Source organism: Acinetobacter sp. ANC 4636 (assembly GCF_054454555.1).
Map to the genome: position 1 here is coordinate 68,230 of NZ_JBTKVD010000006.1, position 13,457 is coordinate 81,686.

Sequence of the window (13,457 nt, forward strand, 5' to 3'; positions counted from 1 at the left end):
CTGATGCTAGCTCACAACGGGTTGGGCTTTTTGTTTAAGTTGAATGCCTTTTGCCAGTTGGTAGCAGTCTTCAACATGTGCAGAAGCAATTTTTTTAAAGACCAGATAACCCAGACTGGCAGCAACAATTTGCCCGCCTAAAGGGATAAATTTGGAGACTTGTTTGGTAATCATTTTACCCACAAAACCGTTCAATGATTTTTTGACACCTGTGCGTGCCACCATTAAGCCTGAAAATTGCACGCCACGTTTGCGCAGTTCCTGCCAGTGAATTTCACGGGTTTTCGGGTCATACACGCTAATGTGTTCAGGGTCGAGTCCAAATTTCTCATTAATTTCAGGAATCAGTTTCGACAAAATACCGACATCGACCACCACATCTAAAAAAGGCACAGGAATGACCGCAGCTCCCGCAGACAGATAGGCGCGTTTTTTCGCTAAAGCCAAGCAGTTTTGGCGTACCTGTTCCAGATTCAAATCGGGGGCAATCGAGTCGGGAATATGATCAATTTTCATAAAGTCTTTACCTGTTGAGGTGCTATTTTACTTGAAATACAGTCATTGTGATCACAACGTATTGTTTTTTAAAATGACATAAGTCATGTTAAAGAAATAGTACAATCTGTGTGTCAATTTGTGCAAATTGCATCCATTCTGCAAAAATACAGCGAGAAAAGTGATTTATGGGTATTCATGTTTGTCAAAGTCAGCGATTAGAACTGTTATTGCAAACGCTGTTAGCCCAAATTAGTCAGGCAGAAAGCCATCCTTTACAGGTGTTACAACAGCAGCATTTTGTGGTGCCGAGTGCTGCTGTGGAGCAATGGTTACAGCAGCAGATTTCTCAGTATCAGGGCATTAGCGCCAACCAATTGTATCATCAACGGATTCAGACCTTTCAATGGTATGCGTATCAACAAGTTCTAGAAAATAAAGAACAAGTACGTCAGGCCAATATTCCACGTTTGGTGATGCAGTGGCGTATTTATGAAGCGTTAAAACCCTATATTGAACCCGAACAGCTCAGCCTTGCTGCCGAGCATCCGCTGTATAGCATTGTGCAGCGAATTTACGACAGTGCAGCGCATTTAACACCAGGTTTGCAACAGCAACTCAAAAAACAAAACATGCTGTACTGGGTATCCGAGCAGGTGTCGAGAGTATTTAGCCATTACATGGTTTACCGTGGGCAATGTCAGCACCACTGGCATGAGCCATGTGGTTGCCCTCAAAACTGGCTTAAGGCTTGGGGCAATAACCGCGAACTGGATATTGAGCAATTATTTCAGGCGGATGAACACGGCATTGCACTGTATCAACTGGAACAGGTACAGCAGCTTGAAGCATGGCAGCGCTGGCTGTGGCAAGAAGTCTTTCATGCTGACTTTGTGCAAATGCAGCAGATCGACCGCGATTTTTGGGCAATTCTGGATGACCCAGAGCAGCGTAAAGCCGCGCTGAAACGCCTGCCGCAGCAATTGCTGATTTTTACGGTGCTGGATTTGCCTCCGACCCAGTTGCAATTTTTACGGCGCTTGGGGCAGTACTTAGACGTGGTGATTTTGCACTATAACCCTTCGCAGGAATACTGGGCGGACAGTGTCGATCCGAACTGGAAGAAACGCTATGACCTTGGGGTCAAGCAGCGTTTTTTGCAAAAACATCCGCAAGCCTCCGATGCCGATCTGCAACGTTTCTTTGATGAATTTACCCTCAATTTTAATGCCGAAGCGCGTGAGTCGCGTCATCCATTATTGACCCGTTTTGGCAAGCAGGCACGTGACCATTTCTCGTTGTTATCGCATTTGTCTTCGGGGGAAGAAGGGCAATGGCTCGATTTGTTCGATGAAGATTATTCCGAGAGTTTACTCGGTAAAATCCAGTCAGATGTGCTGTATCTGATGGAACCTGAAAAGCATCAATTTGAGCTTTCTCCCGATGATCAGTCGATTCAGGTTCATGTTTGTCATTCTGCATTGCGTCAGCTTGAAGTCTTGAAAGATCAGCTGTTGCATTGGCTGGCACAGGGTACGACGGAACAACCGCACCGACTGGATGATATTTTGGTGTTAACACCAGACATCAAGGCGCTTGAGCCTCATATTCGCAGTGTCTTTGCACCGCCACCACGGGTACAAAATGCACAGCAAGCGCCGTATTTACCTGTCAAAATTGGCGGTGTGGCGCAGCTGGATATGCGTCAGGCATGGCAGGCAGTATGTGATCGGATTCAGTTACCGCATGGACGTTTCCAGTTTGAACAGTTTGCAGACTGGTTGAGTTTGCCTGCGACGCAGCAGCGTTATGGTTTAGATACCTCACAAACCCAGCGGGCGTTGCAGTTGTTGATTCAGGCTGGTTTTAAACGCGGGTTGGATGAAGCCCATCTGGCGCGTCAGCTTAGTCCAGAAGATCGGGATTATCGTTTTAGTTTTAAATTTGCCCTAGACCGTTTGGCACTTGGAGTGGCGATTCCTGAACATGTGTTGTTTGAAGGAACACTGAGCTATGCGCAAGTGTTGTCGAGTGATTTTGAGTTAATCGCGACCCTGATAGACATATATGAAGATTTGGCACAGCGTCGTGATTGGCTGATTTTGCATGAACTTGGACAAAATCATACCGTTGAACACTGGCTGTATCAGATCCAGCAAGATATCCATGAGTTTCAGCAGGCAGGTGTGACCGCACTTGGTGCTGCTTATGACATGGTGCGTAAACACATTCGTATGCTGACCTTATCGGTACATTATCAAAAACAGCAACATTCACCACAGGTGGCATTACAGGATTTTAGCCTGCCACTGGGCGTGGTTTTGCAAGAAATTCAGCAGCAGCTCGACAGCCAGTTCGATCAGGCTGAACCGAGCGGACAGATTACTTTTAGTCAAATTGGGCAGATTCGTCCGTTGCCGTATCGTTTGGTGGTCATGCTGAATCTGGACAGTGGGAAATTCCCAAATCGACAAACGCATACCCCGTTTGATTTGATGCAAAGTTTACGACCACAGTTAGGGGATCGTTCGCGTCTGGAAGATGATCAGGGCGCATTTCTAGATGCGCTGCTGTTGGCTAAAGAGCAACTCTGGCTATTTTATAATGGTTTTGATATTAGCGATGGTGAAGTGCGCCAGCCATCCAGTGTTTTGCAAGAACTGCTGGATCATATTGGCTACATTGTGGCATCCGAGCAGCCCGATGCCGAGATTGATGTAACTGTAGAGCATGCAGGTCTAGAGATCCCACAGCATGTGCTGAGTTTATATCAGGTACACCCGCTACAGCCTTTTGACTTGAAAGGTTTTACAGCCGAATATCTGCGCTATCAAGACCAGTGGTTTACTGTAGCTCAGCAAATTCAGCAAGCCACAGGGCAGCGTCAGCCGTGGAGTAATCAAACTTATACGGTGTCTGAAACCGATGTGATTATGCTCAGCAGCCAGCAGTGGCTGAATGACATGGTCTTTCCAGCCCAGCTGTATTTAAAAACCCTTGGGGTTGAAAATCTGCGTATGCAGGATTTACCCGATGAAGTTGAGCCATTGTTACTCGATGGTTTGGGGCGTTATAGCTTGCGCGAGTTTTTACAGCAGCAGGATGCCGCAAGTACCGAGCTGTTGCAAGACCGCTTGCCTGTCGGTAAAACTCAGCACAGCGCATGGCAGCTCGGTCAGTTGGAACATCAGCAACTTTTGACCCAGTTACAACAATATGTTGCTGCACAAACTGAAACCACGGGGCAGACTTTGCATCTGCGTGACAAGTTGCACATACGGATTGTGATTCCTAAACAGCCACAGCAGGATTGGGTAAGCCTGAATCCATCCAGTGCCCGCGCTGAACGCCGTGCCAAAACATGGCTGGAGTATTTGCTGTGGTTGACGTATTTAAACCTCGGAGAACAAGGCAAGCAGCTGAAACGTATAGTGGTATTTAGCAACAGCACCCTGATTTGTGAAGGACTGAGTTCGGTACAGGCAAAAGCTTATTTGGATGAATGGCTGAAGGCATGGGATTATGGGCAAACTTCACCCTTGGTGTTGCCTGCGGCATTGTTATTGAAACCACTCGAAACGGGTAAAATCTTAGAATGGCAAGCCGATGAACAGGGCAGTATGCACATCGTTGAACCTGAAAAAAATCTGTTGAAACAGTGGCAAGGTGGAGGAAACTTTAACAGTATCTTTTCAATCCATGAAGATCGTTCCACTCAGTATCACGACGACTGGCAGTTTATTTTGCAGGAACAAGATGCTGACCTGTTGCTACAAGATGCCTGTCAGCGTTTTGCCTATCGTCTGTATGCGCCTATTTATCAGTACCAACGTGCAGTAGAACATGCCTAATGAATAAGAATAAAACCTGTATTTCAACCACCCCGATTCATGACATTGATTTTAGCGGTTTGCACTGGATTGAAGCGTCCGCAGGTTCGGGCAAGACCTTTACTTTATCAAGCCTTATGGTGCGGATTTTACTGGAACAATATCTGCCGCGTCAGGTGATTGCCACCACTTTTACCCGTGCGGCGGCGGCAGAGTTAAAAACCCGGATTCGTAAACGCTTACAAGAAAGCCAGCGTTTTTTTGATGCTCGGCGTAGTGCGACGGCTGAAGAAAATCTGGCATTTGCACAGCAGTGTAGCGACCCATTACAAGCCAAGATTCTCGGCCAGTTTGCCCATCAGGTTGGGTATGCTTGTGAACGCCTCAAACTGATCATCGATCAGTTGGATGAGTTATTTGTCGGAACGCTCGACAGTTTTAGCCAAAAGCTATTACGTGAGTTTGCATTTGAAAGTGGCAAAATTGAACATGCCGAAATTACCGATCAAGCCAAGCAATATACGCGGCAACTGGTGCATGACATTTTACGCGAATGGATTCAGGCACAGCCTCAGCAGTTGATTGACTGGTTATATATCAGTGGTGAGCTTGGGCGGGTTGACAGTTATGTCGAGGTGGTTGAAAAAAGCCTGAATTTTAGTAATGCCCAGTTTAAAAGCGTTGATGTGCCTACTTTCAGTATTGTTGAATTTGAGTCCGCTTTAAATCAATTTGTATCTACGCCATCGCAACATTGGGAAGAGTTGCAAGATTACTATTTGCTGGATGGCGCATATTATAAATTGATCAATAAGAAAGCGTTTGCAAGTGATCGTTTCCATGGCATTTTTACTACAGGCTTGCCTCGAATTATTCAACAAATTCGCCAACAAGGTGTGCATATATATTTTGATCAGCGCATATTGAAAGACATTGAGGTTTTATTTCTAGATTCAAAAGGGAAACCACGAACCAGTATTTTTAATAAATGCGATCAACACATTCAGGATTCTTTTTATCAGCATCCTATGATTGTGTCGTTAAAAAATATTTTAGAAACGAAACTTAAGATTCAAAAAGATTTAAAGCAATTTAATACGTCTTTGCAATTCTATCTCTGTCAGGAAGTCAAAAAGCGTTTGCCGCAGCTGTTGCAGCAACATGGTGAAACCACTTTTTCCCAGCAAATCCGAACACTGGCAGAAGCCTTGCAAGGTGAGCAAGGGCAAAAATTTGCGGCTTTTGTGCAAAACCGTTATCCGCTTATTTTAGTCGATGAGTTTCAGGACACCAACCAAGATCAGGATGATATGCTGGCGAGTATCTGGCGGCATCCTAAGCGTTATGGTCAAAGCTGCATGATTATGGTCGGTGACCGTAAACAGGCCATTTACGGCTTTCGTGGCGGTGACATGCTGACCTTTATTAAAGCGCATCAGGATGTACAGCAAAAGGCAGGCAAGTTCTATCAACTGATTCATAATCAACGCTCGATTCAACCTTTGGTTGAAGTGGTCGATGCTTTGTTCCAGCGACAGCCCGATTTTGGTGAGCAGGTCATCTATTACCCTGTGCAGGCAGGGCATCGTCCTCATCCTGCCTTGATTGATCAGGCACAGGAAAATCCGCAGCCGTTACGTTGGTTGAACATTCCTGAAAAACAGCCTCCCCATGAACAGGTGGCATGGCAAATTCGACAGTTGCTGAACCAGTCGGCACAAGGCCAATTGTATTTTGCCGAGAGCTCAGGCTCACGGGCGCTGATTGCCGATGATATTGCGGTGCTGTCCAAAAATCATGATGGTTTGGATCAGGTGCAACATGTACTGGAACGGTTGAATATTCGGGTCAATCGCCCTGCCAAACGAAGTGTATTTGATAGCCAGATTGCCAAAGATGTTGCAGCAGTCTTGACCGCAATTTTAGAGCCTTATCATGAAGCCAAACTCAAGCGTGCATTGCTAAGCCGTTTGTTTGGTTTAACGCTGAAACAATTGGTCGATTTGCAAGCTCAAGCTGATGGTCTGAGCCAGTATATTTTAGAGTTTGACCACGTGCGTGAGCTGTGGTTGGCACGTAACTTCTTGACCGCATGGCAGTATTTATTGCAGCGTTTTGCGGTGTGGCAAACTGTGGTGGCGAGCCAGAGCCGTGACAATGAACGTGTCATAGTCAATTTACGCCACTTGACTGAATTGCTCAGTCAACACAGTGGGCAGTATCAGGGGGCACAAAACCTGTATCACTGGTACATGACGCAGGTGCAAAAACCGAGTGATCGGGAATGGGAACTGGAACGCAAACTCTCTACTGCTGCGGGTGTGCAACTCATGACCATTCACCAGTCTAAAGGGCTGGAGTTTAAAATCGTATTTTTACTGAATGCTGATGGCAAACACAGTGAACCCAACAAACAACTGAATTTTTCGACGGTAGAGCAGTTAAATCCACAAACTCAGCAGCTCGAAGCACAGCGTGTGATTGCGATTCATGATCGGGACAATATCCCGCAGGCCGATTTGGATCAGCATCAACTGCGTCTTGAAGCCGAGCAGCATCGTCTCTGGTATGTGGCGCTGACCCGTGCCAGTTATCGAGTCTATGCCGTGTTGCAAGACCATAAAGGCACATCCATTACAGGCTTGGCATTTTGGAAAAATCAGGCCCAAGAGTTTCAGCATCCTGCCAGTGGCGAAGCGGTTTTTTTAACCGAATGTCCCAAACCAATTTTTTCTGCTGCACCTGAAACGGTTATGGAACTACAGGCATTGCCATTGCCGAAAAAGCGTTTTTATCCGCGTGTACGAACCAGTTTTACAGGGTTGGCCCAACATCTGTCCAGACAGCAAGCCAAAGACTTACTGGCAGAATATAGCGGTGAACAACAAGCTGCAGAGGATGAATGGCAGTCACTTATGCCAATGACTCAGCTTTCACAAGAGCGAGACAAATTGCCGTGGATTCAGCGCCAGTTTCCACAAGGTACACATGCAGGGAATTTCTTGCATGGAATTTTTGAACATCTGGATTTTCAGCAAAATGATAGCTGGCATTATGAAATTCGCCGCCGTTTTAAAAATGATGATATTTACTTATGGCAACAGTTATTGGAGCGCTATCAACAGCGCAGTGATTTGCATGTTGAGACGACACTTGAAGACTGCGCGGTTGCCGAAATTCAGCAATGGTTAACTCAGATTTTAGCAACGCCCATTCATGGTGATTTTTGTTTGCAGCAGCTAGAGCCTGCACAGCACTTGGCGGAGTTTCCATTTTTTATGGTGCTGTCTGATCAGGTCTTTGCGGTGCAACGTTTACATGCACTCTTTAAAGAATATGGGTTATACATGCCTGAGTTTAATCCTGCCGAATCTGCACGTTATTTAAATGGAGCAATTGACTTGGTATATGAGTATCAGGGGCGCTTTTATATTGCCGACTATAAAAGCAATTATTTGGGCGATAGCCTGCAAGATTATAATGTGCTTGGCATTCAGCAAAATATGTCGCAAAGCAGCTATTGGCTACAGGCCAGTATTTATCTGGTGGCTTTACACCGTTATTTGAAAACTCGCTTGGAAAATTATGCGATTGAGCAGCATCTGGGTGGAGCGAGTTATCTGTATTTGCGTGGCATGTCGGCACAGGCTGGATTTGGCAGTTATTACTGGCGACCAGAACCTGAGTTTATTTTAAGGCTAGATGCCATTTTGGGTTATACGCATGTACAGAACAAGGTACAAAAAAGTGCATAACTTGGCTAAATGTATAAAAAACAAAAGTTTAAATTGTGGACAACTTTGGGTATAACTCTGTTGATATCTATGTGAATAAGTATGAGGATAACTAGATGATAATGCAGGAAATCATGCCAGAGCAGCGGGAAAATTTTGTCTGGGCTGAAAAGTGGGCGAAGTATCTGACAAAAAGCCTTGTAAAGTCAAGCGAAAATGTTGATGTTATACTCTACATTTCACAATTGTTTATGGCAAAAGCTCGTGGTGACAGTTGTGTTCGCTGTACAGAGCAGCAAGCGCAGCAACTTGGGTCACTGGTGAGTATGCATCCGGCTCAGGTCGCCCCTTTTATCTACGATGGGCAGGCTTTATTTTTGTATCGCTATTTTGCACTCGAGCAACGTCTGGCTCAGCAAGTACAACGTTTGGTCGCTCAGCAGCCTACGCAGGTCGATACTTCCAGTTATTTATCGTTATTACCTGATCCATATCAGCAGCAAGCTTTACAAATGGTTGGGCAGTCCGCTTTAAATATGATCACGGGCGGGCCTGGGACTGGGAAAACCTACACACTGGCACGAATCGTGGCAGTGTTAAATCATTGCTTGCCTCATTTACGGATTGCAATGGCTGCACCTACAGGTAAGGCAGCGCAACGTATGCAGGAAGCCTTGCAACTTTCTTTTAATGATCCTGATTTGCAACAACAAGGCTTGATTCAGTCTGGACTGTTGTTATTGAAGCCTGTGACATTGCATCGCTTGCTTGGAATCGGTAGGCAAGGGCAGGCAAAGTTTACCGCCCAGCAACCCTTACCTTATGATCTGATTATTGTCGATGAAGCTTCGATGCTGGATTTAAATCTGGCAACCTTATTATTTGAGGCAATTCCTGATCATGCTCGCCTGATTTTGTTGGGCGATGCGCAGCAGCTGGCATCGGTGGATGTTGGTTCGGTGCTGGCGGATTTGCAGCAACCCAAACGCTTACAGCCGTACCGCGTAAATTTGCTCAATAGTCGGCGTTTTAGTGATGATGCTTTAATTGGCAAAATGGCACGTTTTATTCAGCAGGTAACAGCGCGACAACTGAATACTGAACAAGTATTGAGCGCATTTGAACAGGATATTGTTACGGCGGGTCAACTGCAAATTGTAGATCTAAACAGGATTCAAAAAGATTTAGTTCAGTTACAGTATTTAAATGCTGAAACTGCCATAGAACAGGCATTGGAGCAATTATGGTCAGGCTTTGAAGACTATACTCAAAGCCTGCTGGCTTATTTGCAAGGTGAACAGTCACAGGCTGAGGTCGAACGAGTCATTGCCTGTTTTGACCATTATCGTATTTTGACTGCGATTCATCATGGCGAGTTCGGTTTGGAATATATCAACCAATTTATGCAGCAGCAATTACTCAAAATACTACTCCCTTATACACAGGCGGTTGGGGATTGGTATATTGGTCGTCCTGTCATGATGACGGAAAATGACGACCAGCTTGGACTTGCCAATGGTGATATTGGAATCTGCTTTTTTCAGAAAGAAGACCATCAGCAGTTTTCGGTATTTTTTCCGAGCTTACAAAAATGGGTGATTGCCCAGCGCTTACCTAAAAATATTGCTACAGCATTTGCACTCACCATTCATAAGTCGCAAGGTTCAGAGTTTGCGCATACGGCGGTTGTACTTGATGCTCAAGCGGAAAAGCTGTTAAGTCAGGAGCTGATCTATACAGCCATTACTCGGGCAAAAAAAGCTGTATCATTATTGGTCGATCGGGCAGCTTTTGCTCAGGCGTTAACCTGTCAGACAGTTAGATACAGTGGTTTGATTAGAAAAATTGAACAATCATTTGAATAGTAAAGTTTTATTTTACAATAGAGGCTAATGTAAGAAATGGCTTACATTAAATAAGGAAATTGCCGAATAGTTTAGTCTGTTATATGTTCATACTATGGTTTTGCCAAATTGATTTAGCATGGATGAGCTAAATTATAATTGCATAAGAATAATAATAGTCAATAGACAGCAAACTTACGGGACGTGAGTCATACGCAGGAAACTTACAGCCACTAAACCTTGTAGTTTTGGGAGAGACTACAGGGTTTTTTTATATCCTGAAGATTTAGACTTGTTAATCATCATCTTGATTCATCAAGATACAACCGGCCAGTTGTGTTTTTATGCAAAGTAGAGAAATTAACCATGTAAATATTTGTATCAAATGGTCAACTCTTTTAAATATATAAAACTATAGGTATAATCTTTTATCTATTTTTATTTATTTGAATTTATTGAATATTTTTTAATAAACTTTGTGAAATTATGTTTCTTGAGTATTTTAATCGTGTTTGTTTTGTAAGTTTTTGCTTACATTAGCTTGAGACAACGCCCATAGGTGACCAACTATTTTTATGCGAACATGATGCTCATGGAAGCATGATAAGCCCAAGTTAGGACGTTAAATCAATAACTAACTAAGAAGCGCGACTCAACCGCTCATAATAACAACAAAGCAAAACAAGAAACTACAGCGTACAAAAGCCCAAACCAATATCGTTTGGGCTTTTGCATTTTTTTATTGTTTTTATAAAAAATTGATTGAATCTCACGCTTTTTTTGCAATCGCCTAGCTTTTGACTTAAAATAGATGGCTTGCTGTAGTGATGCACGGCAATCAGTAAATTAATTATATTAGTTTGTTGATATATATCATTTTTATTTATTTTTTTAAGCATCTCGGAGTAATCGAATGGCTTTAACTAACCAAGACCGCGCAGAAATTGTTGCTAAATTTGCTCGTGCAGAAAATGACACTGGTTCACCAGAAGTACAAGTTGCTTTGTTAACTGCACAAATCAATGATTTGCAAGGTCACTTTAAAGAACACAAACACGATCATCATAGCCGTCGTGGTTTGATCCGTATGGTTAACCAACGCCGTAAATTACTTGACTACTTAAACGGTAAAGATCATGGTCGTTACACTGCTTTGATCGGCGCTTTAGGTTTACGTCGTTAATTCGATTTAGGCTTATTTTTCGGTATTTCGAATGTTTCTGACTTCGTCGCTGAAAATCAAGCAAAGCTTAGCTTGCTAAGCTATTTTAGAAGGGGCGAATATTCGCTCCTTCTTCGTGTCTAACATCTAGTGAGGTCGGCTTCTAAGCTTTGTCATTTATTTCCGATTTGTGTTGTGAATGCCAAACCTTAGGGGTCTCCACTAGAATAATTGTTCAAAAAGAACTAGGAAAATACAATATATGTCGATGTTTAATATTGTTCGTAAAGAATTTCAGTATGGTCAATACCAAGTGGTTTTGGAAACTGGTCGTGTTGCACGCCAAGCCAACTCTGTATTGATTACTATGGGTGGGGTAACTGTTCTTGTTGCAGTTGTGGCTCAGCCAACTGCAAAAGCAGGTCAGGATTTCTTCCCGTTAACAGTTAACTACCAAGAAAAACAATATGCTGCGGGTCGTATCCCAGGTGGTTATGGCAAGCGTGAAGGCCGTGCTTCTGAAGCAGAAACTTTGATTTCACGTTTGATTGACCGTCCAATTCGCCCGTTGTTCCCAGAAGGTTATTACAACGAAATTCAAGTGACAGCAACAGTTGTGTCTTCTGACAAAACTATGGACGCTGACATTGCTGCGATGCTAGGTACTTCTGCTGCACTTGCGATTGCAGGCACACCATTCCGCGGCCCAATCGGTGGTGCGCGTGTTGGTTTAATCAACGGTGAATATGTTCTTAACCCGAACTATGAACAGTTAAAAGAAAGCGATCTTGACCTTGTGGTTGCAGGTACAGAATCAGCAGTATTGATGGTTGAATCTGAAGCGAAAGAACTTTCAGAAGACCAAATGCTTGGTGCTGTATTGTTTGGTCATGACGAACAACAAATTGCGATTCAAGCGATTAAAGAATTTGCAGCAGCTGTTGGCGCAGCAGAATCAACTTGGGTTGCTCCAGCACAAAACGAAGAATTGCGTGCGAAACTCAAAGAAGCATTTGAAGCAAAAATTTCTGAAGCTTACACCATTGCAGTGAAACAAGACCGTTATGCGGCACTTGATGCACTTCAGGCAGAAGCTATTGCTCAATTCGTTCCAGAAGAAGATGTCGATGGTATCGCTGACGACGTAAACGAATTATTTGAAGATCTTAAATACCGTACCGTACGTGACAACATCTTGTCTGGTAAACCACGTATTGATGGTCGTGACACTAAAACAGTTCGTGCGCTTGACGTACAGGTTGGTGTGTTAGATCGTGCTCACGGTTCTGCATTGTTCACTCGTGGTGAAACTCAGGCGTTGGTCACAACAACTTTGGGTAACACACGTGATGCGTTGATGGTTGATACCCTTGCAGGTACTAAAACTGACAGCTTCATGTTGCACTACAACTTCCCAGCATACTCTGTGGGTGAAACTGGTCGTGAATCTGGACCTAAACGTCGTGAAATCGGTCATGGCCGTTTGGCACGTCGTGGTGTACAAGCTGTTCTTCCTGCAGCAGACCGCTTCCCGTATGTAATCCGTATCGTATCTGATATTACTGAATCTAACGGTTCATCTTCAATGGCTTCTGTATGTGGTGCTTCTCTATCACTTATGGATGCGGGCGTTCCACTTAAAGCACCAGTTGCGGGTATCGCAATGGGTCTAGTTAAAGAAGGCGAGCGTTTCGCAGTTCTTTCTGACATCTTGGGTGACGAAGACCACCTTGGCGACATGGACTTTAAAGTAGCAGGTTCTGCCAACGGTATTACTGCACTTCAAATGGACATCAAGATCGAAGGTATCACTGAAGAAATCATGGAAGTTGCGTTAAACCAAGCATTTGCTGGTCGTATGCACATCTTGAATGAAATGAACAAAGTGATTTCTCGTGCTCGCCCTGAAATTTCAATGCACGCACCAACTTTTGAAGTGATTACGATTAATCCAGACAAAATCCGTGACGTGATTGGTAAAGGCGGTGCAACAATCCGTCAAATTACTGAAGAAACTAAAGCGGCGATTGACATTGAAGACAACGGTACAGTACGTGTATTTGGTGAAACTAAAGCGGCTGCACGCGCTGCAATTGCCAAGATTCAAGCACTGACTGCTGAAGTTGAGCCAGGTAAAATCTATCAAGGTAAAGTCATTCGCATTGTAGAATTTGGTGCGTTTGTAAACATCATGCCTGGTACAGATGGTTTGTTGCATATCTCTCAAATTTCAAATGAGCGTATTGCTAACGTGACTGACGTATTGAAAGAAGGCCAAGAAATTAACGTTCAGGTTGCCGATGTGGACAACCGTGGTCGTATTAAATTGACTATGAAAGATGTTGCTCAAGCATAATCTGACTGTTGTTTGATAAAGAAAGTCCGCTTGAAG

At 44.0% G+C, this 13,457-nt stretch carries 6 protein-coding genes; 5 read left to right on the forward strand and 1 reads right to left on the reverse strand.

Annotation, left to right across the window (positions count from 1 at the left end):
- Positions 1–6: 6 nt before the first annotated feature.
- On the reverse strand, positions 7–516 hold the full coding sequence (locus ACX1N5_RS08185) for a hypothetical protein (RefSeq protein ID WP_458801509.1): 510 nt from the start codon (positions 514–516) through the stop codon (positions 7–9).
- Positions 517–683: 167 nt separating this feature from the next.
- Between ACX1N5_RS08185 and ACX1N5_RS08190 the strand changes: the two genes are divergently transcribed.
- From ACX1N5_RS08190 to pnp, 5 genes are all read left to right on the forward strand, one after another.
- Positions 684–4,346 carry an exodeoxyribonuclease V subunit gamma gene (locus tag ACX1N5_RS08190; RefSeq protein WP_458801507.1) on the forward strand — a complete coding sequence of 1,221 codons (3,663 nt, stop codon included), beginning with the start codon at positions 684–686 and terminating at the stop codon, positions 4,344–4,346.
- Positions 4,346–8,080: a UvrD-helicase domain-containing protein gene (locus tag ACX1N5_RS08195; RefSeq protein ID WP_458801505.1), complete on the forward strand. Its 3,735-nt coding sequence runs from the start codon at positions 4,346–4,348 to the stop codon at positions 8,078–8,080. Before ACX1N5_RS08190 ends, ACX1N5_RS08195 begins: the two co-directional genes overlap by 1 nt.
- A gap of 101 nt (positions 8,081–8,181) precedes the next feature.
- Positions 8,182–9,924: an exodeoxyribonuclease V subunit alpha gene (recD, locus tag ACX1N5_RS08200; protein WP_458801591.1), complete on the forward strand. Its 1,743-nt coding sequence runs from the start codon at positions 8,182–8,184 to the stop codon at positions 9,922–9,924.
- Positions 9,925–10,816: 892 nt separating this feature from the next.
- Positions 10,817–11,086, forward strand: coding sequence for a 30S ribosomal protein S15 (gene rpsO / locus ACX1N5_RS08205; protein ID WP_004749819.1), 270 nt, complete (start codon positions 10,817–10,819; stop codon positions 11,084–11,086).
- Between the two features lie 247 nt (positions 11,087–11,333).
- On the forward strand, positions 11,334–13,421 hold the full coding sequence (pnp, locus tag ACX1N5_RS08210) for a polyribonucleotide nucleotidyltransferase (RefSeq protein ID WP_171458163.1): 2,088 nt from the start codon (positions 11,334–11,336) through the stop codon (positions 13,419–13,421).
- Positions 13,422–13,457 lie beyond the last annotated feature (36 nt).